At 69.3% G+C, this 25,940-nt stretch carries 22 protein-coding genes and 1 pseudogene; 5 read left to right on the top strand and 18 right to left on the bottom strand.

All coding sequences use genetic code 11. The features are described 5' to 3' along the window. Window positions 1–61: 61 nt before the first annotated feature. Window positions 62–310 carry a hypothetical protein gene (locus AAHF99_RS04390; RefSeq protein WP_243958512.1) on the bottom strand — a complete coding sequence of 83 codons (249 nt, stop codon included), beginning with the start codon at window positions 308–310 and terminating at the stop codon, window positions 62–64. Between the two features lie 241 nt (window positions 311–551). On the opposite strand from AAHF99_RS04390, the gene AAHF99_RS04395 reads away from it, so the two are divergent. Beyond that, window positions 552–767: a hypothetical protein gene (locus tag AAHF99_RS04395; RefSeq protein WP_342162826.1), complete on the top strand. Its 216-nt coding sequence runs from the start codon at window positions 552–554 to the stop codon at window positions 765–767. 3 nt (window positions 768–770) lie between these two features. On the opposite strand, the gene AAHF99_RS04400 is transcribed toward AAHF99_RS04395, so the two are convergent. The 3 genes from AAHF99_RS04400 to AAHF99_RS04410 all read right to left on the bottom strand — a co-directional run bounded on the left by AAHF99_RS04400 (window position 771) and on the right by AAHF99_RS04410 (window position 7,167). After that, entirely contained in the window at window positions 771–1,841 is a 1,071-nt protein-coding gene (locus tag AAHF99_RS04400; protein WP_342162827.1) for a hypothetical protein, read from the bottom strand. A gap of 26 nt (window positions 1,842–1,867) precedes the next feature. Next, window positions 1,868–4,900, bottom strand: coding sequence for a penicillin-binding protein 1A (locus AAHF99_RS04405; RefSeq protein WP_342162828.1), 3,033 nt, complete (start codon window positions 4,898–4,900; stop codon window positions 1,868–1,870). Between the two features lie 341 nt (window positions 4,901–5,241). Continuing rightward, complete coding sequence (locus AAHF99_RS04410; protein WP_412759829.1) at window positions 5,242–7,167, bottom strand: cytochrome C oxidase Cbb3; 1,926 nt, start codon at window positions 7,165–7,167, stop codon at window positions 5,242–5,244. 143 nt (window positions 7,168–7,310) lie between these two features. Here AAHF99_RS04410 and AAHF99_RS04415 point away from each other — a divergent pair, with 143 nt between their 5' ends. From AAHF99_RS04415 to gyrB, 3 genes are all read left to right on the top strand, one after another. Beyond that, window positions 7,311–7,955 carry an MBL fold metallo-hydrolase gene (locus tag AAHF99_RS04415; RefSeq protein WP_342162829.1) on the top strand — a complete coding sequence of 215 codons (645 nt, stop codon included), beginning with the start codon at window positions 7,311–7,313 and terminating at the stop codon, window positions 7,953–7,955. A 5-nt stretch (window positions 7,956–7,960) separates the two neighbouring features. Then, the gene (locus AAHF99_RS04420; protein ID WP_342162830.1) at window positions 7,961–8,929 is read left to right on the top strand and encodes an aldo/keto reductase; all 969 of its coding nucleotides are present in this window, start codon (window positions 7,961–7,963) and stop codon (window positions 8,927–8,929) included. Window positions 8,930–9,100: 171 nt separating this feature from the next. Next, window positions 9,101–11,545 carry a DNA topoisomerase (ATP-hydrolyzing) subunit B gene (gyrB, locus tag AAHF99_RS04425; protein WP_342162831.1) on the top strand — a complete coding sequence of 815 codons (2,445 nt, stop codon included), beginning with the start codon at window positions 9,101–9,103 and terminating at the stop codon, window positions 11,543–11,545. Between the two features lie 425 nt (window positions 11,546–11,970). Here the strand turns inward: gyrB and AAHF99_RS04430 are convergent, their stop codons facing one another. Further along, window positions 11,971–12,588, bottom strand: a complete 618-nt coding sequence (locus AAHF99_RS04430) for a Uma2 family endonuclease (RefSeq protein ID WP_050733495.1) — start codon at window positions 12,586–12,588, stop codon at window positions 11,971–11,973. Between the two features lie 11 nt (window positions 12,589–12,599). On the opposite strand from AAHF99_RS04430, the gene AAHF99_RS04435 reads away from it, so the two are divergent. After that, a complete protein-coding gene (locus AAHF99_RS04435) occupies window positions 12,600–12,794 on the top strand; it encodes a hypothetical protein (RefSeq protein WP_050733496.1) in 195 nt (64 codons plus the stop codon). 117 nt (window positions 12,795–12,911) lie between these two features. On the opposite strand, the gene AAHF99_RS04440 is transcribed toward AAHF99_RS04435, so the two are convergent. From AAHF99_RS04440 to AAHF99_RS04500, 13 genes and pseudogenes are all read right to left on the bottom strand, one after another. Then, on the bottom strand, window positions 12,912–13,691 hold the full coding sequence (locus AAHF99_RS04440; protein WP_050733497.1) for a COG4705 family protein: 780 nt from the start codon (window positions 13,689–13,691) through the stop codon (window positions 12,912–12,914). 29 nt (window positions 13,692–13,720) lie between these two features. Beyond that, a complete protein-coding gene (locus tag AAHF99_RS04445; RefSeq protein ID WP_050733498.1) occupies window positions 13,721–14,503 on the bottom strand; it encodes a COG4705 family protein in 783 nt (260 codons plus the stop codon). Between the two features lie 29 nt (window positions 14,504–14,532). Then, entirely contained in the window at window positions 14,533–14,940 is a 408-nt protein-coding gene (locus tag AAHF99_RS04450; protein ID WP_050733520.1) for a hypothetical protein, read from the bottom strand. Between the two features lie 68 nt (window positions 14,941–15,008). Continuing rightward, entirely contained in the window at window positions 15,009–15,785 is a 777-nt protein-coding gene (locus AAHF99_RS04455; protein WP_050733499.1) for a COG4705 family protein, read from the bottom strand. A 92-nt stretch (window positions 15,786–15,877) separates the two neighbouring features. Next, on the bottom strand, window positions 15,878–17,173 hold the full coding sequence (locus tag AAHF99_RS04460; protein ID WP_342162832.1) for a sensor histidine kinase: 1,296 nt from the start codon (window positions 17,171–17,173) through the stop codon (window positions 15,878–15,880). Then, window positions 17,170–17,829 (bottom strand): annotated as a pseudogene (locus tag AAHF99_RS04465) (response regulator transcription factor). Before AAHF99_RS04465 ends, AAHF99_RS04460 begins: the two are co-directional and overlap by 4 nt. A gap of 67 nt (window positions 17,830–17,896) precedes the next feature. Beyond that, the gene (locus tag AAHF99_RS04470; protein ID WP_050733501.1) at window positions 17,897–18,334 is read right to left on the bottom strand and encodes an EamA family transporter; all 438 of its coding nucleotides are present in this window, start codon (window positions 18,332–18,334) and stop codon (window positions 17,897–17,899) included. Between the two features lie 131 nt (window positions 18,335–18,465). Further along, window positions 18,466–19,074, bottom strand: coding sequence for an MFS transporter (locus AAHF99_RS04475; protein ID WP_007563927.1), 609 nt, complete (start codon window positions 19,072–19,074; stop codon window positions 18,466–18,468). A gap of 184 nt (window positions 19,075–19,258) precedes the next feature. Beyond that, window positions 19,259–19,537 carry a hypothetical protein gene (locus AAHF99_RS04480; RefSeq protein WP_238274681.1) on the bottom strand — a complete coding sequence of 93 codons (279 nt, stop codon included), beginning with the start codon at window positions 19,535–19,537 and terminating at the stop codon, window positions 19,259–19,261. Window positions 19,538–19,762: 225 nt separating this feature from the next. Then, window positions 19,763–20,704, bottom strand: a complete 942-nt coding sequence (locus AAHF99_RS04485) for a cation diffusion facilitator family transporter (protein ID WP_007563931.1) — start codon at window positions 20,702–20,704, stop codon at window positions 19,763–19,765. A 40-nt stretch (window positions 20,705–20,744) separates the two neighbouring features. Further along, entirely contained in the window at window positions 20,745–21,302 is a 558-nt protein-coding gene (locus AAHF99_RS04490; protein WP_007563933.1) for a hypothetical protein, read from the bottom strand. 5 nt (window positions 21,303–21,307) lie between these two features. Then, the gene (locus AAHF99_RS04495) at window positions 21,308–24,556 is read right to left on the bottom strand and encodes an efflux RND transporter permease subunit (protein WP_007563935.1); all 3,249 of its coding nucleotides are present in this window, start codon (window positions 24,554–24,556) and stop codon (window positions 21,308–21,310) included. A gap of 11 nt (window positions 24,557–24,567) precedes the next feature. After that, on the bottom strand, window positions 24,568–25,920 hold the full coding sequence (locus AAHF99_RS04500; RefSeq protein ID WP_007563937.1) for an efflux RND transporter periplasmic adaptor subunit: 1,353 nt from the start codon (window positions 25,918–25,920) through the stop codon (window positions 24,568–24,570). Between the last annotated feature and the right edge of the window lie 20 nt (window positions 25,921–25,940).

Here is a 25,940-nt window from a genome sequence, read left to right on the forward strand (position 1 = left end):
GCCCCGCTCCGGTTGCGCCGCTTCGCCGCTACAACCTAGACGGGTATCGGCTGGTTCCGGCTCAGGCCGGGGCGACCTGCTCGCCCTCGCCGATGCAATCGAGGGCGCGCTCGACGGCCGAGATGGCGTCGAGGAGATGCTGCACCGTGCGCTCGACCTCGAGGGGCGGGCGGCCGGTGGCGGAGGCGCGGGCGCTCACGTCCTCAAGCTGCTCCAGCAGGGTGAGGAGGTCTCCGGCGACGGCGACGACTTCGCAGCGGGCGAGTGTCGCGACGGCCGGACGCGGGCGGAAGGGCAGGACATTGCTCATCGCCAGCCCTTGTCGCCCAAAACCGGGCCTCTTTGCCAGGGGGGAGGGCCCGCCGTTCAACACATTGCCCTCCCGCGTAGGCCCGAAAGCGGTGGAGTGGTTTGTTTTCCGTGGCCGAAGAGCCTCGCAGATGGCTCAAACCGCTTCATTGAATGGGAAGAAGCCTTGACGCGATGCGCCGGGGCCTGACCTTGCCGACCTGCGCCGGTTAAGGTCGGCCGCCATTTCCAAGAGGTCCGCGATGCGTCTTCTCCCCATCACCCTCGCCGCCGTCGCGGCCCTGGGCGTCTGCGCCTGCTCCAGCACCGACAGCGGCCGCAGCAGCGGTCTCGCGGAGAGCTTCAGCCTCGACAATTACCGCGCCTCCGGCAACACGAACGGCACGCAGACCCGGCGCGACGTCAACCGCGCCTACACGCAGCCGACGCTGCCGACGATCGCCAACCGGGGAATGTAAGCCTCAGCGCTTGCCCACCGCATCGGCGAAGGCGGCGATGCGGTTGCGGGCGTAGACCGGAAGGCCGGCGCTGATCGAGGTGCCGGTGTTGAAGGTCGATTTGCCCATCAGCACCTGCGCCGGCAGCAGGTTTTTCAGCACCGGCACGCGGGCGTATTCGGCCTTGCGGTCGAGCACGTCGCCCTTGATCGCCAGGGCGACGTAGGCGGTGACGACGGTCTTCTGCGGATCGTTCGGCATCGGCTGGAACACCGCCAGGAACTTGCCGAAGCGCAGGATCTGGTTGACCCAGAAGATCGTCTGTTCGAGCCCGCCGGCCGGCGGGGTCTCGACCTTGGTCAGCGCCGTGAGAGACACGGCCTGTGCCGGATCGAGGAGGCGCAACTCGCTCTGGAACGAGACGAACTCGGCGATCTTCTTGGCCGAGCCCTCTTCCAGCTTGTTGGCGAGCCGCACGCCGAGCGGCAGCTTGCCTTCGAGGTCGTAGCGCGACTCGATGCAGGCGGAGGCGCCCTCGCACCAGGGCTTGTCGGGCCGCTGCGCGAAGGCAGCGGCGGGGTCCTTGGTCGGCGTCACGTCGGCGGGGGCGATCACGCGGTGCTTGATCGCCGGGTCCATCGCCTGCACGAAGCCGAGATTGGCCAGCGCCTTGAGGTCGATGCTCTCGGCCGGGCGCGCCACGACGAAGCGGCCCTCCGCGACATAGACCTTCAGGGTCTCGTGCCGGGGCTTGCTCACCCCGTTCAGCGTCACCGTGTAGTCGGGCTCCTTGTAGCCGGGATAGGGCGAGAGCGCCTGCGCCTCGGCGGGCCGCGCCTTCAGCCAATCGAGATAGGGGATCAGCCCGTTCTCCGCCCCGCCGGCCTTGTCCTGATGGTCGGTGAACAGGATCTCGCCCGGCTTCAGAGACGCCGGATCGACCGCCACCACCGAGGGCACTTCGCGGATGCGGCCAGCGGAGGCCGGGGCGGGCGTGGAGTTGGCGGCGGGCGTCGTCTGCGCCAGCGCGGGCGGGCAGGCGGTCCCGAGGCACAGGGCGAGGGCGAGGGCGGCAGAAGTCTGCGGACGCGGCATTGTCATCTCGGACGGGGGATCGGGCGTCAGAAGCCGGGGTCGTCGCCGAACAGGTAGTCGGGATCGCGGCGCCGGGGCCGGCGAGGAGCGTCGTCGTCGCCGAAGGGGGAGCGGTTGGTCTGGCCGGGCCAGGGGCGGTACGGGTCCTCCGTGCCGTTCGTGCCGTAGGGGGTGCCGTACGGATCGGCGCCGGCCCGGCGGCTGCGCTGCTGCGCCGGCCGGTCGCCGAACGGATCGAGGAGGTCGGGGCGGGAGCGCTCGCCGGTCATATTACCGAAGAGGTCGCCCGCCACGTCGGCCCCGTTCTCGGCCCCGGCGAGGTCGCCGTCGTCGGAATCCGGCCGCAGGGCGTAGATCGTCTCGCGGGGCAGAAGTTTGTAGCGGGTGTCGGCCACCTGGCCGCCGCCGCCCGTGCGGAAATGCTCGATGAAGCTGCCCGCGCCCGGCGTACCGCTGCGCGGATCGATGGCGATGTCGGTGATGAGCGGCCGCGCCTCGGGGGAGGGGCCGCGCAGGGGCGTGCGCGGCACACCGTTCGCCCAAGCCGCCTGGAAGATCGCCCCGGCGATCGGCACGGAGACATGCCCGCCGGTCTGGCCGCGCCCAAGGGTACGGCGGGTGCCGTCGGCGTTGTCGTAGCCGACCCAGACCACGACGGTGATCTCGTTCGAGAAGCCCGCGAACCACGCGTCGTTCTCGTTCTCGGAGGTGCCGGTCTTGCCCGCGACGCTGTTCGAAACCTTGGCCAGGGCGGCGGCGGTCCCATGCTGGGTCACACCCTGAAGCATGGTCTTGAGCTGGTAGAACGCCACACGGTCGGCCGAGCCGATCCGCACCGGCTCGCGATTCGGATGGGTGAAGACCGGCTTGCCGTCGCGCTCGACGGATTCGAGGGCGTAGGGCGTCGGCCGCACGCCCTCGTTGGCGACGGCGGCGTAGAAGCCGGCGAGGTCGAGCATCCGCACCGGCTGCGCGCCGAGCACGAACGGGTAGTAGGGCTCGCACTCGGCATAGATCTGCGCTTCGAGGGCGATGTCGCAGACGCGCTTGAGGCTGTCCGGCGCCTTCGGGGCGATGCCGCCCTGAAGCAGGCGGGCGGTGACGAGGTTCTTCGAGAATTCGAGGCCCCGCCGCAGGGTAGTCGGCCCGGCGCCGCCGCCCTCGTAGTTCTTGGGCGACCAGGAATCGCCGACCCCGCCGATGGGCGGGAGGGTCACGGCGTTGTCGAGCACGAGCGTGTTCGGCTGCAGCCCGGCGTTGAGGGCGGCGAGATAGGTCAGCGGCTTCAGGGTCGAGCCCGGCTGGCGCACCGATTGGGTGACGCGGTTCAACTGGCTCATCGGGTAGGAGAAGCCCCCCGCCATGGCGAGGATGCGGCCGGTCTTGTTCTCCAGCACCAGGGCCGCGCCCTGGACGGTCGGCTTCACGCGGATCTGCGCCCGGGGCGCCCCACGCCCCTCCGTGAGCTTCACCCGCACCACGTCGTAGGGCTGGAGCTTGCCGCGCGCGATGCCGGGATCGAGCGTCGCCACGCGGCCGTCCTCCAGCCCGACCTTCGCCGCGCTCTTGCCGCCGTCGAGGACGATGGCGAGGGGCCAATGCACGTCGTAGAGCGAGGGCCGCGCGCTCTCCAGCGCCCGCTGCCAGGCGGGCTTGCCGGCGACGAGGGCCGGGGCGGCCTTGCCCTTGCGGGTCGTCTTGGTCGCTTCGGGCTTGGCCCCCGTCACCGCCGGAGCGGCCTGGGGCGAGGCTTCCGGCGCGGGCGCGGCAGATTCGATCCGGCGGACGCTGTCAGCGAGGTTGAGTTCCGGGCCGGTGAAGGTCTGGCGCCCGGTGGAGCGCTCGTAGGTCGCGAGACCGTCCTGCAACGCGGTTTCCACCGCACGCTGCAACGGCGCGTTCACCGTCGCCTTCACGGTGAAGGACGCGGAGGTCAGGCTGTCGAGCCCCGCCACGGTGCGGGCCTCCCGCGAGAGGTAATCGACGAGGTAGAAGCCGGAATCGCGCCGGGTGATCTCCACGGGCTTCAGCCCGAGATCGGCGGCGTTGGCCTTGGCCAACTCGGCGTCGGTGATGACGTTCTCTTCCTTCAAGCGCGCGAGCACGTAGCCACGGCGCTCGCGGGCGCGCTCGGGATACTTGTCGGGGCTGTAGAAGTTCGGGCCCTTCGGCATTCCGGCGAGGAGAGCCGCCTCCGGCAGGGTGAGGTCCGAGACGGGCTTCCCGAAATAGCTCTGTGCCACCATCTCGATGCCGTAGGCGCCCCGGCCGAGATAGATGCCGTTGAGGTAGAGGCCGAGGATCTGCGGCTTGGTGAGGAGCTTTTCCAGCCGCGCCGCGACGATCATCTCGCGGATCTTGCGCTCGTAGGTGACGTCGTCGCCCACCGAGAGGTTCTTCACCACCTGCTGCGTGATGGTGGAGCCGCCGGCCGGGCGCCCCGGCGAGGCGAGGTTGGTGATGAAGGCGCGGATCACCCCGCGCTCGTCGATGCCGTGGTGGCTCTCGAAGCGCTTGTCCTCGGCGGCGATGAACGCCTTTTGCACCAGGGGCGGCACGGCGGTGATTGGCACGACGAGGCGCCGGGCGTTCGGCTCGAAGGTCTCGGCGAAGGGCTTGCCGGAGGCGTCGAGAATGCGGCTCATCCCCGGCAGCGCCTTGTCCCGCAGGGTTTCGGCGGCCGGCAGGTCCTTCGTCGCGTTGTCGTAGAATTCGATGACGGCCTTGGCGTCGAACGGCGAGTTTAGCGGGTCCTCGCCCTTGCAGAACTGCTTGTAGCTCGTGTTCAACTCGTTGAGATCGAGCCCGTGCAGGATCTTCGGCGCCGTGGGGCCGGCGACGCTGGTCGGGTCCTCCATCGCCGTGGAGATCAGGTCGTCGAGGTTGATGTCCTCGATGTCAAAGGCCTTGCGCATGTGGGCGCAGCCGTCGCGCAGGATGCGCACCACCTCCGGCCCGTCCTTGGCCGGATCGAACTGCGTCCGCAGCGAATCCGGCCGGGTCGTCACCTGGCTCAGCGTCAGGGCGGTCGCGAACAGCTTGATGAGGATGATGTTCATACAGGCCGGGGCGGCGGGACGCGGGTGTCAGGGGACGTTGGGGAGTCCCGCCTGAACAGGGCGTGCACAACGCGGCTGTTTTATGATGCCGGCCTACGCGGTGGACCACGGGGGAGATGGGCTTGTGGCCCTGCGCAGCCGCCGCTAGTTTCCGCGCCCCGGACAGAAAAAAGGCCACTCCCGAAGGAGCGGCCCGAAGTCTAGGGAGGAAACGCCCAAGAAGGGCAACAGGACCGCGACGCCATCGCGTTCCTGCGATGCAACAAGTAGGATGACGCGCCGCAGCAAGCAAGGCTCAGCTCGTCTCGCCGGGCATGCGTGAGACGCATGGCTCGGCGGTTTCAGGGTGTCGGCACGTCCTCAGTGAGACGGTCGACCGACAGCAGGTAATCCACCAGGGCGTCCCTGTCGGCGGTGGTGAAGCCCGCCTGCTCATCGACCCAGAAGGCGTGGCCCTTCCCCGTGACCCGCGCGGTGCGGGCCTTTTCCGAGGCGGCGTTCGCGGCGACGACCGTCTCGCGCAGCTGCCGGTCCACGAGGGCGCGCAGGCTGTTGGCAGGATCGGCGGCGATGCCCTTGTCCAGGGTTCCGGGCACGCCGAGATCCTTCCCGGCATCGGGCCCGACGCTGACGCCGGAATCGTGCAGGTAGGGCGCCGTCCAGGCGAGGCCGACGAGGTTCGGCACCTTGTATCCGCCCTCCGTCCCGCCCTGGCCCCAGGCGAGCAGCACCTGCGACAGCCGGTCGGCCGCGATGGGGAGGGGCACGAGCTTCGGATCGGCCGGCAGGGGGAAGGGCGTGTCCGTGGCGAACATCGCGGGCGGCGAGAGCCGCGCCTCCATCTTGGCGCCCGCGCGGGCGCGGGTCGGCTCCGTGCCGATCTCGGCCTCCGGGATCACCCGGTGGTTCGTCAGCGCCGGGCCGGCATGGCAGGCGCCGCAGCCGGCCCGCTCGAACACCGCCCGGCCCTGGCGTGCCGTGGTCGCGTCCGCCTTGGCCTGCGGCGGGCGCAGCAGGTTCTGGAAGGCGGACATGGCATTGTTGGCGTAGTTCGCCGGCTCCCCTGGCACCGAGGCGAACAGCCCGTTGTCGGTCATGTAGTTCGTGGCCGGGTAGGTCGAGAGCACGGCGTAGCTGTTGAGGCCGGGGGAGGCCGGCGTCGGGTCGGCCTCGTGCAGCACCTCGGAGGGGCGGCGTGGGCCGGCGGGGTCGTAGCGCAGCGGGCCTTCCGGGGCGCCGCGCAGGAGGATGCCGAGATAGGTTTCCGGGTCGAGCCCGAAGAGCCAGGGCGCGGCGGCAGCGAGTTGGGTCGTGTCGGAATTCGCCGCGTGGACATTGTTGTTGAGCGAGGACAGGCCGCCGAACGGCCCCAGCGTCTCGCGCCCGCTCCAGCTATAGGGCTCGCCATAGGCCGAGAAGCTCGACGGGATCGAGGTCGGGTTCGTCACCCGGTCGGCGGAGGAATCGAAGCTGCCCGGCGGCCAACTCGCCACCTGCACCTTGGTCGCCGCCTCGACGGCCTTCGCATCCGGCAGGGCCGAACCCTTGGCATCCGCCTCCGGCACACTCGCATGCATGAAGTAGGCGGACGAGTTCTTGGCCAGCGCCATCAGCAGGCCGGCATTGAGGTCGGTGTTGGGCGCGCCCTCCACCACCTTGCCGCTCGCTGGGTCCACCGCCGCGTGGCAGAGGGCGCAGGTGATGCCCATGCGCAGGTGGCCGCGATCGTAGAAGCTCCTGATGCCGATGATGAAGGCGCCGCCCTTCGGCACGTCGAGGCCGGTCGGGACGCGCTCGCCCTTCCTGTAGGACTTCGCACCGATGGTGATGTCGTGGGCCAGCGGCACCTGAAGGTTGGTGGTGGCCCCGCCCTTCAGGGCGGCCACGGCGCGGACCACTTCGAAGGGCGTGATCGCCCCGTCGAGCATCCCCATCACATCGGTGAGGAACACCTCGTTGCCGAAGGTCTCGCGGTAGAAGGCTTCGCGCCCCCGCGCGACGACCGCCTCGTCGATCGCGACCGCACCGTTCTCCGGCGAGAGGATGCGCCGGCCCTCCTCGGTGCCGCGCAGCCTGTCGGCCTCGTCTTTGGCGATGCGCCGGCCCAGCACGTCGAAGGCGGTGGTGAGCGGCGAGCGGCCGGGGTTGGCAAGGTCGGCGGCGTCCGGCATCGGCGCGTAACTGAACCGGCCGAGCCCGGCGGCGGCCCCGATCCCGACGATGAGGACGGCGCCGGTCAGAGCCAAAGCGGTTCGTTTGCGGCCCACGTCTCGACCTCTTCCAGCAGGCTCGGGGAAACGAGCGCGTGCACAACCGCCGGAGCACGGGGAAGTTCGGCCTCGCCGGGTGCGGCGGGCGGTCCGGCGCGTTAGAAGGAGGCTTCCCACACGACCACGAACGAGCCCGCCTCATGCCAGGAACGCCCCGCGCCGGGATCATCCCGGTCACGCCCTTTCAGCAGAACTGCACGCTGATCTGGGACGACGCCACCAAGGTCGGCGCCGTGGTGGACCCAGGCGGGGACCTCGACCGCATTGAGGCGGCCATCGCGGAGCAGGGGGTGAGCGTGGAGAAGATTCTCCTCACCCACGGCCATGTCGATCACGCCGCCGGTGCGGACGAACTCCGCGAAAGGCTCGGCGTGCCGATCGAGGGGCCGCATCTCGCCGACAAGTTCCTCCTCGAGTCCCTGCCGGCGACGGCGGCCCAATACGGTCTCGACCCCGCCCGGCCGGTGACGCCCGACCGCTGGCTCGATCAGGGCGACACGGTGCAGGTCGGCGAGCTGACCTTCGACATCCTGCACTGCCCCGGTCATTCCCCCGGCAGCGTGGTGTTCGTGAGCCGCGACGCGCGCTTCGCCCTCGTCGGGGACGTGGTGTTCAAGGGCTCCATCGGCCGCACCGACCTGCCCGGCGGCAATCACGAGCAATTGATCCGCGCCATCAAGGAGAAGGTGCTGCCGCTCGGCGACGACATCGCCTTCATCCCCGGCCACGGTCCCACCGGCACGCTCGGCGAAGAGCGCGTCTCCAACCCCTTCCTGCAGGGCTGAACCCCATGGACAAGCGCCGCATCGGCCGCTCCGACCTCACGGTCGCCCCCTTCTGCCTCGGCGGCAACGTCTTCGGCTGGACCGCGGACGAGGCCACCTCCTTCGCGATCCTCGACCGGTTCGTGGAGCAGGGCTTCGACTTCATCGACACGGCGGACGTCTACAGTCGCTGGGCGCCGGGCCATCGGGGCGGCGAGTCCGAGGCGGTGATCGGCCGCTGGCTCGCGGCCCGGCCGGGCGCGCGGGAGAAGATCGTGCTCGCCACCAAGGTCGGCATGGACATGGGCGAGGCCGGCAAGGGCCTCTCCGCCGCCCATATCGAGCGGGCTTGCGAGGCGTCGCTCCGCCGGCTCCAGACCGATCGGATCGACCTCTACCAATCGCATCTCGACGATGCCGAGGTGCCCTTCGAGGAGACGCTGACCGCCTACGACAGGCTCGTCCGGGCCGGGAAGGTGCGGGCCATCGGCGCCTCGAATTACGAGGCCGGTCGCCTGTCGCAGGCGCTGGCGGTCTCGCGGGACAAGGGCCTGCCCCGCTACGAATGCCTGCAGCCGGAATACAGCCTCGCCGCCCGGGGCTACGAGGCCGAACTGGAGCCCCTGTGCCGTGCGGAGGAGGTCGGCGTGATCGGCTACTTCTCGCTGGCGGCGGGCTTCCTCACCGGCAAGTACCGCGAGGCGGGGTCGGCCACCGGCCGGGCGCGGGAGAACCGGGTCGCGCCCTATCTCAACCCGCGCGGCTTCGCCCTCCTCGACGTTCTCGACACCGTTGCGCGCGACCATGGCGCGAGCCCGGCCCAGGTGGCGCTCGCCTGGATCATCGCCCGGCCCGGCATCACCGCCCCCATCGCCAGCGCGACCTCCGTGGCGCAACTCGACGAACTGCTGGGTGCCGCCCGCCTGACGCTGTCGCCCGACGCGGTGGCTCGGCTCGACGCTGCGAGCGAGGGGGGAATCGCCGAGGCGGCGTAGGCGTCCACAGGCTGCCGAGAACGCGTGCATGGCCGGGTGATCCCCGGCCATAAGTGCGTGCATCGGCAGCACAAAACCCCTATATTGGGCGAACAGGAAGCATGAGCAGGCTGGCGCCTCCGCCGCGTACACGCACAGCGAGAGATGTCCGCCGCCTGCCCGAGGAAGTTCATGGCCGATACACCCGAGACCCAGCCCGCCGAGTACGGCGCTGAATCGATCCGTGTGCTCAAGGGGCTCGACGCCGTCCGCAAGCGTCCCGGAATGTACATCGGTGATACCGATGACGGTTCCGGCCTCCACCACATGGTCTACGAGGTGGTCGACAACGCCATCGACGAAGCGCTCGCCGGCCATGCCGACCTCGTGACGGTGACGCTGAACGCCGACGGCTCCGTCACCGTCACCGACAACGGGCGCGGCATTCCCGTCGATATCCACAAGGAGGAGGGCGTCTCGGCGGCCGAGGTCATCATGACCCAGCTCCATGCCGGCGGGAAGTTCGATCAGAACTCGTACAAGGTCTCGGGCGGCCTGCACGGCGTCGGCGTCTCGGTGGTGAACGCCCTCTCGCAGTGGTTGCGCTTGCGGATCTGGCGGAACGACACCGAGCACGCGATGGAGTTCCGCCACGGGGACGCGGTGGCGCCGCTCAAGGTGGTCGGCCCCGGCGGAGGCCGGCAGGGCACGGAAGTGACCTTCCTCCCCTCCACCGGCACCTTCACGATGATCGAGTTCGATTATCCGACGCTGGAGAAGCGCCTGCGCGAGCTGGCCTTCCTCAATTCCGGCGTGCGCATCGTCCTGACCGACGCCCGCCATGCCGAGAAGAAGCGCGAGGAACTGTATTACGACGGCGGCATCGAGGCCTTCGTGCGCTACCTCGACCGCTCGAAGAAGCCGATCGACGGCATGACCAACCCGGTGGTCGTCCGCGCTGAGCGGGACGGCATCCGCGTGGAATGCGCCTTCTGGTGGAACGACTCGTTCAACGAGACGGTGCTGCCCTTCACCAACAACATCCCGCAGCGGGATGGCGGCACCCATATGGCGGGCTTCCGCGCCGCCCTGACCCGCCAGATCACCGGCTATGCCGACAGCTCCGGCGTCTCGAAGCGCGAGAAGGTGTCGCTGACCGGCGAAGATTGCCGCGAGGGGCTGACGGCGGTCATCTCGGTGCAGGTGCCGGACCCGAAATTCTCGTCACAGACCAAGGACAAGCTCGTCTCGTCCGAGGTGCGCCCTGCCGTCGAGAACGTGCTGAACGAGGGCCTCTCGACCTGGCTGGAGGAGAACCCGCAGCAGGCCCGCGTCGTGATGAGCAAGGTGGTGCTCGCGGCCTCGGCCCGCGAGGCGGCCCGCAAGGCCCGCGAGACCGTGACCCGCAAGGGCGCACTCGACATCGCCTCGCTGCCCGGCAAGCTCGCCGACTGCCAGGAGCGCGATCCGTCCAAGTGCGAGATCCTGCTGGTCGAGGGTGACTCGGCCGGCGGCTCGGCTAAGCAGGGCCGTGACCGCGCCTTCCAGGCGGTGCTGCCGTTGCGCGGCAAGATCCTCAACGTCGAGCGCGTCCGGGCCGACCGGATGCTGTCCTCGGCCGAGATCGGCACGCTCATCACGGCGCTCGGCGCCGGGATCGGCCGGTCCTCGACCGACCGGGAGGGCTTCAACCCGGACAAGCTCCGTTATCACCGCATCATCATCATGACCGATGCCGACGTGGACGGCTCGCACATCCGCACCCTGCTGCTCACGTTCTTCTTCCGGCAGATGCCGGAGCTGATCGACCGGGGGCATCTCTATATCGCGCAGCCGCCGCTCTATAAGGCCGAGCGCGGACGCCGGGCGATCTACCTGAAGGACGAGCGGGCGCTCGAAGACTACCTGATCGAGCAGGGCGTCGAGGGGGCGATCCTGCGCCTCTCCACGGGGGCCGAGTTCACCGGGCCGCAGCTGCGGGCGCTGGTCGATGAGGCCCGTGGCTTCCGTGGCGTCATCCAGGGGTTGCACACCCGCTACGACCGCTCAGTGGTGGAGCAAGCGGTGCTGGCCGGCGCCTTCGACCCCGAGGTCGACAACCGCCCCGGCGAGGCGGAGGTGCTGGCGGACATGACCGCCAAGCGCCTCGACCTGATCGCCGACGAGATCGAGCGCGGCTGGCAGGGGGAGGCGGCCGAGGGCGGCTTCCGCCTGACCCGGACGCTGCGCGGGGTGAAGCAGGTGGCGATGCTCGATGCCGGGCTCGTGACCTCGCAGGAGGCACGCCGCCTCGCCGAGCGCGCCGACGCCTTCCGGGAGATCTATGGCGAGCCGGTGACGCTCATCCGCAAGACGGACGAGACGGTGCTGCACGGCCCGGTCGGCCTGTTCGAGGCGGTGATGGCTTTCGGCCGCAAGGGCCTGCAACTGCAGCGCTACAAGGGCCTCGGCGAGATGACCGCCCAGCAGCTCTGGGAGACGACGCTCGACCGCGAGGTGCGCTCGCTGCTGCAGGTGAAGGTGAAGGACGCCACCGATGCCGGCGACCTGTTCGTGAAGCTGATGGGCGACGTGGTCGAGCCGCGCCGCGAGTTCATCCAGGAGAACGCGCTCAGCGTGGCGAATCTAGACGTCTGACGCCTGGGCGTGTTGTAATTTCTCAGTAAAATATGTCCCGGGAAGCGAATTATGTGGACCGATTTACTGAGAAGCCTGACCTCGCCGGCGTATCGGCAGGTTTTCAGGTTGGGAGAGCATTGATTCAGAGATGCTCTCCGCTGTCAACATCAAGCTTTCGTCAGTGCCCTTTGGTGACCGAGATCCAACGCTTTGAGGTCGGTTACCTGCTGAGCGCCATGGCCGCCCTAGCCGTCGGGGTACGGACCGCTTAGGTTCGGAGTGGGTAATGAAGACGGGGTTCCATCCGGCGTTGGTCGTCGCGGCGGGTGCCAGAGCGGGCAAACACCCCCGCAACGTCGACCGGGCGTTGGAGGACGCCCAAGCCCTCATGGGGCCGCCCCCCTTCGGTTATGATTAAGCCGCCCGGCTCCTGAAAGGACTGCCTAATAGTAAGTGCTGGCGCTCAGAACAGCATCCAGCCGGTTCTGCAGCCGCTCCGGCAGTACGGACTTCCAATCCACCATCGCGGGCGTACCGACCAAGCCGACGATGGCAGCTACGGCCGCCTCACACTCGCCGGCGTCCATCTCCGTAACCATGGCGTAGATGTCCGGCGAGCGTGGAAGACCCTTCATCCCCGCAATGCCCGATACCTGAACGGTGGCAAACGTGGCTTGGGTAGCGAGGTCGCCGCCCTCCGTGGCTAGCAGCGGGATGGACGAGTAGAAATCGTCGAGCCTCAACTCGACCCCGATGGCCGCTAGCCGAAGGACGGCGTCCGGTCCTTGTAGGAGTTCGTAGTGCCATCCGTCTCCCTGACGGTGGAAGAATCCGACCCGGCGTTGGTCCTGCGCGACATGGACGAAATGCATGAGGTCGTGCAGCGTCTGGTATTCGAGCCATTTCCCGCCGCGGTCGTACCGTTCGGTCGCGGGGGGCAGAACCTCCACGATGACGGTCGCCGAACGGACGCTGTTGGTCTCCGGATCCGGTTCGACGGTATCCCCGCAGGCGACGAAGACATCCGGGTAGACGCGTGCCGTTCCCGCTTGGAGCCGCATCGTCTGACGTAATGACGCGCACGGCCCGCCGGGGGGAGGCGGTCGGCAATCAGGTTATCGAGGCACCGGGTCAAGGCATGGTGGGCGATGGAGCCGCCGACCAGCATGCGGACAACCTGCCCGTCGATGTACTCCAGCCGCTCCCCTTCCTCCGCCGCTTCGCAGAGGCGTTCGTACTCATCCAGCCCGATGAAGTCGTCGCGTAATGCAGCGGGCATGCTTTGGCACTATAGGTTCCCCCTCATCATACGCTTGGACGTGGCGATCCGGAAGCTTTGGGCAAGGCACGGTGGCCGTTCGGCGCTCGCACGGGAACGTCCGGGTCAGCGCGACGCCTGTGCTCCCTCTGTCGGATGCTGACCGGCCCTTTGCGGGAGGAGGACGATGAGCGCGACGATGAAGGCCGCGATCACGGCGGAGGCGAGCGGCCGGCTCAGGTTCAACCCGCCGTCGGCGACCGGCTTGTCGAGGAAATCGCCCACCGTGGCCCCGAGCGGGCGGGTCAGGATGAACGCCGCCCAGAAGAGCGTGACGCGCGAAACCGAGGTCCGGTAGTAAAGGGCGACGACGACCGCGAGCGCCGCCGCGAAGACGAGGGCGCCGCCCTCGTAGCCGAGGCCGCCGGTGTCCGCGAGCCAGTCGCCGAGCGCGGTGCCCAACGTCTGCGAGAAGGTGATCGCCCCCCAATAGAACGCTTCGACCCGGGGGGTCGAAACCGTGTTCACCGACACGGTGCCCTCGGTCGCGTACCAGAGCCCGAGCACGGCCGCGAGGCAAACGAGGAGCAGGGTCGACCCGCCGGTGTACCCGATGCCGAGCGAGCGGTCGGCGAAGTCCGCCATCGTCGTACCGAAGGTGGTCGAGGCGACGATCGTGGACCAGTACAGGACCGGGTGGAACCGCTTCGACATGACCTGGGCGACCACGAGCGCGACCAGCAGCACGGCGAACAGGGCGGTACCGGCGAGGTAGCCCCAATTGAGGGTCATGGTGACGGTATCGCCGCCGGTCTCCCCGAGCGTCGTGGCCAGGATCTTGATGATCCAAAAGCCCAGCGTGACCTCCGGCACCTTGCTCAGAGCGCGTTCGTAACGGTCGTCCATCGGACCTGCTCCTTCTTCGAGGGGAAACCTCACGGCGCGTCGGCGCAGGCCGCCCGGCGACCGGCACGCTGCGGGATGAGGAGGACGAGCCCGGCCATGACGAGCGCGAGCACGCCGGAGATCGTGATGTCGTCGATGCCCAGGCCGCCGGAAGCGACTGGCTTGTCGAGCGAGTTGGCGAGGGTGGCGCCGAGCGGCCGCGTCAGGACGAACGCCGTCCAGAACAGCATCGGCCTGGAAACGCGCGTTCGCAGTTGGAGGGCCGTGACCACGACCAGCGCGACGAGGATGAGGAGCGCGCTCCCGTTGTACCCGAGTCCGCTGCTGTCGGCCATCCAGTCGCCCAACGCGGTGCCGAGCGTCTGGGAGAACATGACCGTGGCCCAATAGAAACCTTCGGCCCGCGGGGACCGTACCGTCTCCACGGCGACCGTGCCGAGCGTGCGCTTCCACAGGATCAGGGTCGCGACGACCAATCCGAGCAACACCAGGGACCCGCCCGCGTAGCCGATGCCGAGGGACCGGTCGCAGAAGTCGGCGAGGGTCGTGCCTGCGAGCGTCGTCGCGGTGACCACGGCCCAGTACAGGAGCGGCTGGAAGCGGTCCGCCCGGACCTGTGCGGCGAGCAGCACCGCCAGGGCGGCCCCGAAGATCGCCGTGCCGGCGAGATAGCCGAGACCGAGCGTCAACGTGACCGCGTTGCCGCCGACCTCGCCCAACGTCGTGGCCACGATCTTGATGGCCCAGAACCCGGCGGTGGCTTCTGGCACTTTGGCGGGTTCGACGTGTCCGGGTCGCTCGGTCGGTTGCATCGGGCTGCCGTGGGAAAGCGAGGGCTGGCTCACGCGGTGTGGGTCTGGTCGATGATGGCGAGCAGGTCGTCGACCGCGCGACGGCAGGCGGCCGGATCGGGGTTCGAAGCCCGCAACGCGTCGAGGGTGCGGTCGATGGCCTTGTCCACGACGTGCCAGTCGGCGGCGGCTCGCGGCTTCAGGCCGGCCTCGGACGCGTCCCAGGACAATTCCAGGTCCTTGATGCGCGTCTTGGCGGCGGCGAGGTCGCCCCGGTCGGTCATCGCCTTTACGTCGACGACGATGGTCCGGAACTTGGAGAGGTCGCCGAGCTTCGAGGCCGCCATCGCCTTGGGCGTCGCTCCGACGGCGGCGTCCTGCATCGCCTGCAGGCCCAGGGGGGCGGCCGTGGCGCCGATGACCGTCGCGGCGATGGCGGCGAGGAGGATGTTTCGCATGGTCATTCGCTCCGTGTCGTGCGGCGTTGGAAGGACTGGAGGATGGGGATGCGGGAGGCGGCGGACGGTCAGGCCCGCCGCTGTCCGGCCGGCTCGCCAGGGCGTCCGGAGACGAGGCTCAGGGACGTCACCAGGGCGACGATGACGGCGAAGAAGGCGAGGCTGGTGGAGGCCGTGCCGAAGCCGAGGCCGCCGTATTCCCGTGCCTGCGACAGCAGATCGCCCAGCGATGCGCCGAGGGGGCGCGTGACGATGTAGGCGAGCCAGAAGATCGTCACCGGGTTCGTGCCGAGGCGCCAGGCGAGGGCGAGGGCGGCCAGCATCGTGCCGAAGATGACGACGCCGAGATTGAAGCCGAGCCCCAGCGCCTCGGTAGCCAGGTCGCCCGCGGCCGTGCCGAGCGCGAAGGTCAGGAGGATGGCGAGCCAGTAGAACGCCTCGCGGCGCCGGGTCACGATGGCGTGGATCGAGAGCGTCCGCTCGGTCGCGTACCAAAGGGCGAACACGGTGGCGAGGGCGGCCGCGAACACGCCGGTGCTGACGAAGAGGCTCACGCCGAGCTTGTCGGTCAGGATGTCGGTAACCTGCGTGCCGACCACGCTGACGAGGACGACGGTCGACCAATAGGTCCAGGGCAAGTAGCGCCACTCGCGCACCTGCAGGGCGAGGACGGCCGCGAGGAGGCCGGCCGTGAGGGTGGCGGTGACGGCGGCACCCAGGCCGACGTTCACCGCGAGGTAGTCCGCGCCGGTCTCGCCGACGGTCGTGGACAGTATCTTGATGACCCAGAAGACCGCGGTGACCTCCGGTACCTTGTTCAAGATCTGGCGCTGGATCTCGCTCATCCCCGTCTCCCGTCCGTCATGGTCGGGCACCGTGATAGCGAGCCATAATGAGGGCAAAATGAGCTTCGTCCAAAGGAGCCGCAGGCTCGGCCTCAGGCCGGCAGTCTGACGGTTGCGAGGGTCCCCTGCCCGTCACGTCGGTTTTCGACCGTCAGGCCGAGGTCGTTGCGCTCCGCGATGCGGCGGGCGATGGCGAGCCCGAGCCCTGTGCCTTCGACTTCCGGTGGCGCGGCCCGGAAGAAGCGGTCGAACAGGCGGCCCTCGCTTCCCGGCGGCAGCCCGCAGCCGGTGTCCCGAACCGTGACGACGCACGCACCGTCCCGGTTCAGCAGACGGACGTCGACCTGGCCTCCGGACGGCGTGTAGCGCAGGGCGTTGTCGACGAGGTTGGCGAACAGGACGCGGACCTCGTCCTCCGACGCGTGAAGCGTCGCGGGTGTCTCGATATGCACGCCCAGGTCGATGTCCTTGCGCTCGGCGAGCACGACGTGGTCGGCGACGCAGTCGAGCAGGAGCTGGCCGAGGTCGACGGATGCAGGACGCGCCTCGGCACCGTCGTCGAGCCGGGCGAGACGGAGCAGTTGATCCACCAGCCGGTTCGCCCTCCGGAGGCCGTCCGCCAGCGCCGTACGCCGCGCGTCGCTCCCGCCACCGGCAGGCCCGCCGAGGGAGTCGAGTTGGATCTGCATCGCGGCGAGCGGCGTACGCAGTTCGTGCGCCGCGTCGGCGACGAACCGCTTCTGGGCGGCCAGAGCGGCCTGCAGGCGAAGGATGAGCCCGTTCATGGCCTCGACGAGGGGCGCCACCTCCGTCGGCACGCCGCGCGTCGGCAAGGGGCCTTGGGCGGCGGCGCCGCGCCCGGCGAGGTCATGCACCAAGCCGTCGAGCCGCCCGAGCGCCCGGTTCATCGCCCAGCCGACGACGATCCACGACAGCGGGACGAGGAGCAGCAGGGGGGCCACGGCACCGAGCGCCGCATTGCGTGCGAACTCCGCCCTCACGACGTCGCGCTGGGCGACCCGGACCGTCGTTGTGCCGTTGGCGGTCGTGTATGTGCGCCAGAGCTCGCCGCCCATGACGACGTTCGCATATCCCGTGCGGCCGGGGTGGCGGACGTCGACGCCGCGGTCGTCGCGCAGGACCTGCCGGTCCTTCCAGATGGTGACGGCGAGTTGGTCCTCCGGGTCCTGGTCGGCGGCGGGCGGCGCGTCCGCGTCCGTTAGCCCGGGACCGGCGTTGAGGGCGACTTGCCGCAACTGCCCGTCGAGGAAATCGGCCGCCTCGATCCGCGCGAGGGCATAGGCCGCGACCATCGCGGCCAAGCCGATTCCGGCGAGCAGGGCGGTCATCCAGACGAGCGTCGTGCGGCGCAGGGAGGCGGCCCTCATGGCTTGGGTACCATCCAACCTGCGCCGCGGACATTCAGGATCACGCCCTTGCCGACCTTTCGACGGACCGTGAGGATCAGGGCGTCCACCGCGTTGCTCTCGACCTCCTCGCCCCACCCGTAGATGCGTTCCTCGATCTGCGCACGAGAGAGGATGCGCCCCGGTCGCTCCATCAGGGCGTGCATGAGGGCCTATTCGCGCGCCGACAGGACCGCGACGGTCCCGGCGTGGGACAGGACGTGGCTTTCCGTGTCGAGTTCGGTCTCGGCGGCCACGAGCCGCGCGCTCGCCCGCCCGGCCCGACGGCGCAGGATGGCCCGCATCCTGGCGAGCAGCTCGCGCATCTCGAACGGCTTGACCAGGTAATCGTCCGCCCCGAGGTCGAGGCCTGCGACGCGGCTTTCGAGGCCGTCCCGCGCCGTGATGATGAGCACCGACGTGTCGATCCCGGCCGCCCGGGCGGATCGAAGCACCCGAAGTCCGTCCCCGCCCGGCAGGCCGAGGTCGAGCAGCGCGAGCGCGTGGCCGCCGTTGAGCAGGGCCGTCTCGGCCTCGCCGCCGTCGCGGACCCAATCGACGGAATAGCCCTCGGCCGAGAGGCCGTTCGACAGCCCTTCGCCGATCATCCGGTCGTCCTCGATCAACAGCACGCGCATCGGTCGGTCCGTCCGGTTTCGAGCCCTCGCCCTGGACTGCGCCGCGACGCATCCCTTCCCGCCGGCTTCATCCTCGATAGGCGACGAGCACGGCCCCGGCGGCGATGAGGGCGACGCCGAGCCAATTCGGTGGAGATAGACGTTCGCCGAGGAAGACGACCCCGAAGACGGCCACCAGCACGACGCTGAGCTTGTCGACCGGGGCCACGCGGCTGGCCTCGCCGAGCTTGAGGGCGCGGAAGTAGCAGATCCATGAGCCGCCCGTGGCGAGGCCCGAGAGCACCAGGAACACGTAGGTCCTGGCCGAGACCGACCCGACCGGTACCCACTGGACCGTGCCGACCAGGATGGCGCCGAGGGCGCAGAGTATGACGACCGTGCGGATGAAGGTGGCGAAGTCGGAATTGACGTTCTCGATGCCGACCTTGGCGAAGATCGCGGTCAACGCCGCGAAGGCGGCAGAAAGCAGCGCCCACAGCTGCCAGGATCCGAGCAACGTCCTCATGCCGTGTTCCCCTCGATGCGGACCTGCCGCGACGCAATCCTCACGGCCCCCGACAGACCATCGGATGAGGGATGTCCGGCACCCGACGCCCCCCCCTGAGCGTCGCCGTTCCAACGCTCGCCGTGTGGTTCCTAATTCGCCCTGGACGGCCATTGCCGATGCAGGTCGTCGATGACGAAAGCATGCTCGTGCCGGCCCTGACCGATCCCCCGCACGTGGGGGTGGGACGGGTCGAGGTCCGCGTGGGCATGTGCGACGACGTCCGGGTCGGATGCAGGCCAAAGCATGGCCGCCGCCGCGACGCCCGCGACGGTCAGGGCGCCGAGTGCCGCCAGGGTCGCGGGCATCCCGACGGCAGCGCCGAGGCAGCCCGCCAGCGGGTAAGTGAGGAGCCACGACGCGTGCGAGAGCGCGAACTGGGCGGCGGAGTAGCCGATCCCAAGGACGAGCCAGGTCCCGAGCAGTACGGGCCAGCCGATGGCCCCGCACCAGGTCAGGGCAGCGACCCCGACGAGGACGACTCCGAGGAAGGCGGCGGACGGCAGCATCACACCCCTGTCGGACAGGCGGTCCAGGACCCGCGGTAGGACCAGGGCGGCGGCCATCGAGCCCGCGCCGAAGGGTCCAAGGGCAAGGGCGACGTCGTGCTGGGGGCGTCCGAGCAGGGCCTGGACGATTACCACGGTATTGACGATGACCATGGCGCCGGCCGCCGCGACGGCGAAATTCAGGGCGAGCAACCCGCGCAGGCGCGGTGTCGCCAGGAAGATCCGCCATGCCCAGTTGGCACTCGATACGGAGACGCCTAAGCCTCAGTGACGGGCCGGGCACCGAGCACAGAAAAGGCGACAGGCGCGTCAGGTCCGCGGGACCTCTGCTCTCCGTCACCAACACTCGATAACTGATAAATGGTCTCATCGGATTTCAACCAAGAGATCTACGCAAATCTTGGACGAATGCCTTCGCGAGCGCCGGCGCCTCGGCCACCACCTCTTCGTAGAACTTGGTCCCCACGGGGCCTGCCTGGGAATAATCCGGGGTCAACTCACCGATTGTCGCCGCGATCTCTGCGAAAACCTCTTCCCGTTCAGGTGCTGAAAGTTTTTGCATGAGAAGGGTCATCATGGCGATGGTCGATGTTCTCAGAACCGCAAGCATCGCCGTTGTCGTCACGGCAAAATGGTGCGTTTGTAGATCATTCATTGAAAACACCTTGCATAGTCAAGCATCATTACTCAGGCATCACTTCATGAGGTGCTTGAAGTATTGGAGAAACAATACGGCCAGAGGCAATCCGATACAGATCGCTATCATCATTCGATCCGCGGCTTTGCGGACGTATGGCCTGACCCGTCGCTTGCGCCGAGGATTTGGCGCCCACTCGCTCTGCAGCCGCGCCGATTTCTTGCTCATGCCGGATGCTCGCCGTCACACGGGCAGGCGCGCGGCCTCGGCCGAAAGCGCCTCGTCCTCGACCTGGACGGTGACGTGCTCGATGCCGTGTCGCTCCTTCACCAGACGCCGGACCGCGCGGATGAGGTCGGGTCCGGCGGCGACGTCGTCCATGACCACGTGGCCGCTCATCGCGTCGAAGCCGGAGGTCAGCGTCCAGGCATGAAGGTCGTAGGCGCGCCGCACGCCAGGCATCGCCTCGATCTCCGTTCGTAGCGCGGCAAGATCGACACCCAGAGGCGTTCCCTCCAGCAGGATGTGAAGCGCCTCGCTCAACAGGCGCCAGGTGCGCGGCACGATGAACAGGCCGATGCCGGCGCCGACCAGCGGATCGACCCATCGCCAGCCCGTCGCCATCACCACGAGGGCCGCGGCGATGACGCCGACCGAACCCAGCATGTCGGAGAAGACCTCGAAGTAGGCGCCCTTGACGTTGAGGCTTTCCGACGATCCGCCCGCGAGGAGTCTCATGCTGGCGAGGTTCACCCCGAGGCCGACGAACGCGACCAGCATCATCGGCCAGCCGAGGATCTCGGTCGGCTCGAAGAAGCGCCGGTAGGCCTCGTACAGGATGTAGGCCGTCACCCCGAGCAGCACGACGGCGTTGGCGAGGGCCGCCAGGATCTCGAAGCGCATGTAGCCGAAGCTCTTGCCCGGCGACGGCGCCTTGGCCGCGTAGTGGATGGCGAGCAGCGACAGCGCGAGGCCGCCGGCATCCGTGACCATGTGGGCGGCATCGGCCAGCAGCGCGAGGCTGCCGGTGAGCAGGCCGCCGACGACCTCCGCGGCCATGTAGGTCAGCGTCAGGGCGAGCGCCCAGGCTAGGCGCCCCTTGTTCCTGCCCGCCGCCGAGCCCGCGGGTATGCCGCCGCCGTGCGAATGCCCGTGGCCGCCGCCGTGCGCGTGTCCGTGTCCCATGTCGCTCCCAGTCTTTCGTTGCCGTCCCGGACCGGCCGCCTCAGGGGCCGGAGGAGCCGATGAGCTCGGCCACGTGCGCGCCGGCGGGGTGTCCGGTCGCGGCGAGGTGGGCGGCCGAGCAGGCCGCGTAGCCGGGACCGAACGCCGCCATGACGAGCTCGTGCCGCCCGTCCGGAGCCTCGCGGCTGGCCAGGAGAGCCCGACCGCCGGGCCAGAGCTCGGAATCGGCCGATGGCCCCGGTGTCGGCTCGCCGTAGCGGCGCACCCCTTCGTCGTGGATGGCGCGGCGCACGCGCGCGAGTTCCTCGCCCGCCAGGGGGAGCCCCACCCAGACGACCTCCTGCAGACCCTCCTCGCGGCAGACCACCAGCACGACCTCGGCCGTTGCCGACCCGACGGCCGGCCGCCAGCCACGCGGGTAGTACAGCGCGGTCAGGTTGGCCTCGCGGTCGGCCTTGAGCGGGCGCGGCACGTCGGCGACGGGCCCCCACGCGAGGCCGAACGGAGCCTCGCCGACGCCTCCGTCCGCGCCCGGAGCCGCACCCGTCAGCGCGAGGAAGGCGAAAGGAGCCGCCAACCAGGTTGGGACGCGTCGCATCTCGTCTACTCCGCCGCCTTGAGGTGTCGTGGCCCCGGCTCCCGCGGCCGCTCCGCGACCTTCGGGACGACAACCTTGCCGAACCGGGCGTACAGGGCCGGCAGCACGATCAGGGTCAGCAGGGTGGCGCTGATCAGGCCACCGATGACCACGGTGGCGAGCGGCCGCTGGATCTCGGCGCCGGTCTCGGTGGCGATGGCCATGGGCACGAAGCCGAGCGAGGCGACCAGCGCCGTCATCGCCACCGGCCGCAACCGGGTCATGGCGCCCTCCAGGATGGCCTCGCGCTTCGGCCGGCCCTCCGCCACGAGCTGCTTGATGAAGGTCAGCATGACGAGGCCGTTGAGGACCGCAACGCCCGAGAGCGCGATGAACCCGACCGCCGCCGGTACCGAGACCGGCATGCCGCGCAGCCAAAGCGCGAAGATGCCCCCGGTGAGGGCAAGCGGCACCGCGCTGAACACCAGTAGCGCGTCCCGCGGCGAGCCCAGGGCCGAGTACAGCAACAGGAAGATCAGGAAGAAGCAGACCGGTACCACCACCATCAGCCGCCGCTTGGCCGAGGCGAGGTTCTCGAACTGCCCGCCCCAGGTGAGGTAGGAACCTGGCGGCAGCTGCACCTGGCTTCCAACCTTCGCCTGCGCCTCCGCGACGAGCGAGCCGATGTCCCGCCCGCGCACGTTGGCCGTGACCACGACCCGCCGCTTGCCGTTCTCGCGCGAGATCTGGTTCGGTCCCTCGGTGACCGAAAAGCTCGCCACCTGCTTGAGCAGGACCGAGCTCGCCCGGCCGTTCGGGCCCGCCGGCAGCGGCACCGGGATGTTCTCCAGGGCCTCCCGGTCCTCGCGGACCTTGTCGGTCAGGCGCACGACGATGGGGAAGCGACGGTCGCCCTCGAACACGACGCCGGCGTCCCGTCCCCCGATGGCCGCGCCGATGACCTCCTGGATCGCCCCGGTGCTCAGGCCGTAGCGCGCCGCCTCGGCCTTGTTGATCTTGATCTCCAGGAACGGCAGGCCCGCCGTCTGCTCGACCTTGACGTCCTCGGCGCCGTCGATGCCCTTCAGGACCGCCGCGACCTGGTTGGCCGCCTTCAGCATCGGCTCGAACTCGTCGCCGAACACCTTCACGGCGAGGTCGCCCCGGGTGCCGGCGAGCAGCTCGTTGAAGCGCAGCTGGATCGGCTGGGAGAACTCGTAGACGTTGCCGGCGAGCGCCCCGACCGCCTTCTCGATCTGCTCCTGCAACTCGGCCTTGGACAGGCTCGGCTCGGGCCACTCCTCCTGGGGTTTCAGGATGACGAAGGTGTCTGAGGAGTTCGGCGGCATCGGGTCGGAGGCGACCTCGGCGGTGCCGGTCTTCGAGAAGACGTAGGCCACCTGCGGGAATTTCGAGACCACCTTCTCGACCTTGAGCTGCATCGCCTGCGACTGGGTGAGGGAGGTCGATGGGATTCGGGTGGCGTTGAGGGCGATGCTCTTCTCGTCGAGCTGCGGGATGAACTCGGTCCCGAGGCGGGTGAACAGGATGCCCGCCCCGACGAGCAGCAGGAGCGCCGCGCCGACGAAGACGAACGGCGCCCGGACCGCCGCGCCGAGCACCGGGCGGTAAGCGGCCTTGAGCGCCCGGATGATGAGGTTGTCCTTCTCCGTGACCTTGCCGGTGATGACGATGGCGATGAGCGCCGGCACGAAGGTCAGCGACAGCACGAAGGCCGCCACGAGCGCGATGATCACGGTCAGCGCCATCGGCTCGAACATCTTGCCCTCGACCCCCGTGAAGGTCAGGAGCGGGACGTAGACCAAGATGATGATCGCCTGCCCGTAGAGCGACGGCTTGATCATCTCCTCGGCTGAGGCGCGGACCGTCTGGAGGCGCTCCTCGGTGTCGAGCCCCCTGCCCAGCTCCTGCTGCTTCTCTGCGAGGTGGCGCAGGGCGTTCTCGGTGATGATCACCGCCCCGTCGACGATCAGCCCGAAATCGAGGGCGCCGAGGCTCATCAAGTTGGCCGAGATCTTCGCCTCGACCATGCCGGTCATGGTCATCAGCATGGCGACCGGGATGACCAGGGCCGTGATGATGGCGGCCCGGATGTTGCCGAGCAGCAGGAACAGGATGACGATGACGAGAGCCGCGCCCTCGGACAGGTTCTTCACCACCGTCTTCACGGTCGCCTCGACGAGCCGGGTCCGGTCGAGGACGGTCTGGACCTCGACGCCGGGCGGCAGGCTCTTGCGGATCTGTTCCATGCGCGCGTCGACCGCGGCAGCCACCGTGCGGCTGTTCTCGCCGATCAGCATCAGGGCGGTGCCGACGACGACCTCCTGGCCGTCCTCGCTGCCCGAGCCCGTGCGCAGGTCGCGCCCGATGCGGACCTCGGCGATGTCCTTGATCCGCACCGGCACGCCGCCCCGGGTGGCGACGACCACGTCGCCGATCTCGTCCATGCTCTCCAGGCGGCCGGCGGCGCGCACGACGTAGCCCTCGCCGTTGTCCTCCAGGTAGCGGGCGCCCTGGTTGGCGTTGTTGGCCTCCAGCGCCCGGGCGACGTCCGAGAAGGACAGGTCGAGGGACGCGAGCCGCGTCGGGTCGGGCTGGACGTGGTACTGCTTCTCGAAGCCGCCGATGCCGTCGACCCCGGCCACGCCGGACACGGTCTTGACTAGGGGGCGGATGATCCAGTCCTGGACGGTGCGCAGGTAGGCGGTCTGCTCCAGCTCGGTCTTCAGGCGCTGGCCCTCGGGGGTCAGGTAGCTGCCATCGGGCTGCCAGCCGGGCTTGCCCGCCTTCGAGACCGTGCGCTCGCCGGGCTTCGCGTAATGGATCGACCACATGTAGATCTCGCCCAGCCCGGTCGAGATCGGCCCCATGCTGGGCTCGGTGCCGGGCGGCAGGTCCCGCCTCACCTGCGCGAGGCGCTCGGCGACCTGCTGGCGGGCGAAGTAGATGTCGAGCTTCTCCGCGAAGACCGCGGTGACCTGCGAGAAGCCGTTGCGCGAGAGCGAGCGGGTGTATTCGAGCCCCTTGATGCCCGCGAGCGCGGTCTCGACCGGGTAGGTGACCTGCTTCTCGATGTCGACGGGCGAGAGCGACGGCGCCGTCGTGTTGATCTGCACCTGGTTGTTGGTGATGTCGGGCACCGCGTCTATCGGCAGCTTGGTGACCGAGTAGCCGCCGAAGCCGGCGGCCAGCAGCGACAGGAGCAGAACCAGCCAGCGCTGGTGCACGGAGAAGTCGAGGATGCGGCTGATCATGTCGGGCTTCCTCAATGGTCGTGGTCGGCTTCGCTCTTCCCGAGCTCGGCCTTGAGGAGGAAGGTGTTGGCCACCGCGATGGTCTCGCCGGGCTTGAGGCCCGAGACGACCTCGAAGCCGTCGTCGTCGGAGCGCCCGAGCTCGACCTCGCGCTTTTCGAAGCCCTCGTCCGTGCGCACGAAGACGACGCGCTTGCCCTCGACGGTCTGGAGCGCCGACTTGGCGACCCGCACCGGCACTTGGTCCGTCGCGGTCTCGACCTCGGCGGTGACGTAGGTGCCGGGCCTCCAGGCCATGTCCTTGTTGGGCAGCGAGACCACGACCCGGGCGGACCGGGTGTCGGCGTTCAGCAGCGGGCTGACGAACACCACCTTGCCCTGCTCGCTGCGGCCGCCGCGGTTCACGGTGACCCGCGCGCCCTCCCGGACCTCGGCGAGGTCGGAGGTGGGGACCGCGAGCTCGATCCAGACGGTCGAGAGGTCGGCGACGGTGTAGACGTCGGCAGGGTCGCCCTCCTTGCCCACCGCCGTGCCGACATCGACCTTGCGCTCCACGATGCGGCCGGCGATGGGCGCCCGCAGCTCGTACTGGCGCAGCGTCGAGGCGTTCGGCGTCGCCTCGTCGCGTTTCTGCGCGGCGGCGACCTCGGCGGCGTTCAGGCCCAGCGCCGAGAGCTTCTGGCGGGCGAGGTCGACGCGCAGCTGGTTCTCCTGGAACACGGCCTTGGCGTTGTCGAACGCCGCCTGGGATGCCGCCGCCGACGCCAAGAGTTTCTGCTGGCGCTCGAAGTTGATCTTCTGGAGGTCGGACTGGACCATCGCGGTGAGGTACTCGCTCTTGGCGTCGGCGACTTCCCGGCTGTCGAGGAGGGCGACCACCTCGCCCTTCCTGACGTCGTCGCCCAGGCGCTTGCGCATCTCGGACACCGTGCCGACGACGCGGGCGGGGACGCGGGCGATCCGGTCGGTATCGGGCGTGATGGTGCCGGGCACCAGGACGTGTCGCGAGAGCGTCCCGCCCTCGGCCTTGGCGACGCCGATGTCCTGCCCCTCGACCTGCTCGGCCGTCATCTTGACGTGGCCTTCCTCGCCCTCCGCCTCGGAATGCTCGTGCTCGCCGTGAGCGTGGGCTCCCTCGGCCTTCGGCGCGGCGGCCTTGCCGTGGTCGTGGCCGTCGCCTTCGGCATGGTCGGCCTCATCCTTCGGCGCCTTCCCGCCAGGGGGCGGGCCGGCGGCGAAGGTGAGGATGGCCGGCGGCAGCCCGGCCGATGTCAGGAGGCCGCGGACGAACGCGGATATGGCGGGGACGGCGGCGCCGACGACGATGCCGGCGGCCACGAGGACCGCGGTGATGAGGATGCGCATGAGACCTGCTCGGCCGGGAT

Origin of the sequence: Methylobacterium litchii (genome assembly GCF_038442315.1) — a bacterium.
Taxonomy (GTDB): Bacteria; Pseudomonadota; Alphaproteobacteria; order Rhizobiales; family Beijerinckiaceae; genus Methylobacterium; species Methylobacterium litchii.

Excerpts from the sequence above, each read along its gene's own strand:
- AAHF99_RS04430 (WP_050733495.1), bottom strand. The coding sequence starts at position 12,588 with ATGCGGCTCCAAGCGGGAACGGCACGCGTCTACCCGGATGTCTTCGTC.
- AAHF99_RS04495 (WP_007563935.1), bottom strand. The coding sequence starts at position 24,556 with ATGATCAGCCGCATCCTCGACTTCTCCGTGCACCAGCGCTGGCTGGTT.
- AAHF99_RS04445 (WP_050733498.1), bottom strand. The coding sequence starts at position 14,503 with ATGCAACCGACCGAGCGACCCGGACACGTCGAACCCGCCAAAGTGCCA.
- AAHF99_RS04480 (WP_238274681.1), bottom strand. The coding sequence starts at position 19,537 with ATGAATGATCTACAAACGCACCATTTTGCCGTGACGACAACGGCGATG.
- gyrB (WP_342162831.1), top strand. The coding sequence starts at position 9,101 with ATGGCCGATACACCCGAGACCCAGCCCGCCGAGTACGGCGCTGAATCG.
- AAHF99_RS04420 (WP_342162830.1), top strand. The coding sequence starts at position 7,961 with ATGGACAAGCGCCGCATCGGCCGCTCCGACCTCACGGTCGCCCCCTTC.
- AAHF99_RS04440 (WP_050733497.1), bottom strand. The coding sequence starts at position 13,691 with ATGGACGACCGTTACGAACGCGCTCTGAGCAAGGTGCCGGAGGTCACG.
- AAHF99_RS04485 (WP_007563931.1), bottom strand. The coding sequence starts at position 20,704 with ATGGGACACGGACACGCGCACGGCGGCGGCCACGGGCATTCGCACGGC.
- AAHF99_RS04460 (WP_342162832.1), bottom strand. The coding sequence starts at position 17,173 with ATGAGGGCCGCCTCCCTGCGCCGCACGACGCTCGTCTGGATGACCGCC.
- AAHF99_RS04395 (WP_342162826.1), top strand. The coding sequence starts at position 552 with ATGCGTCTTCTCCCCATCACCCTCGCCGCCGTCGCGGCCCTGGGCGTC.
- AAHF99_RS04490 (WP_007563933.1), bottom strand. The coding sequence starts at position 21,302 with ATGCGACGCGTCCCAACCTGGTTGGCGGCTCCTTTCGCCTTCCTCGCG.
- AAHF99_RS04405 (WP_342162828.1), bottom strand. The coding sequence starts at position 4,900 with ATGAACATCATCCTCATCAAGCTGTTCGCGACCGCCCTGACGCTGAGC.
- AAHF99_RS04470 (WP_050733501.1), bottom strand. The coding sequence starts at position 18,334 with ATGAGGACGTTGCTCGGATCCTGGCAGCTGTGGGCGCTGCTTTCTGCC.
- AAHF99_RS04435 (WP_050733496.1), top strand. The coding sequence starts at position 12,600 with ATGACGCGCACGGCCCGCCGGGGGGAGGCGGTCGGCAATCAGGTTATC.
- AAHF99_RS04500 (WP_007563937.1), bottom strand. The coding sequence starts at position 25,920 with ATGCGCATCCTCATCACCGCGGTCCTCGTGGCCGCCGGCATCGTCGTC.
- AAHF99_RS04400 (WP_342162827.1), bottom strand. The coding sequence starts at position 1,841 with ATGCCGCGTCCGCAGACTTCTGCCGCCCTCGCCCTCGCCCTGTGCCTC.
- AAHF99_RS04390 (WP_243958512.1), bottom strand. The coding sequence starts at position 310 with ATGAGCAATGTCCTGCCCTTCCGCCCGCGTCCGGCCGTCGCGACACTC.
- AAHF99_RS04455 (WP_050733499.1), bottom strand. The coding sequence starts at position 15,785 with ATGAGCGAGATCCAGCGCCAGATCTTGAACAAGGTACCGGAGGTCACC.
- AAHF99_RS04415 (WP_342162829.1), top strand. The coding sequence starts at position 7,311 with ATGCCAGGAACGCCCCGCGCCGGGATCATCCCGGTCACGCCCTTTCAG.
- AAHF99_RS04450 (WP_050733520.1), bottom strand. The coding sequence starts at position 14,940 with ATGCGAAACATCCTCCTCGCCGCCATCGCCGCGACGGTCATCGGCGCC.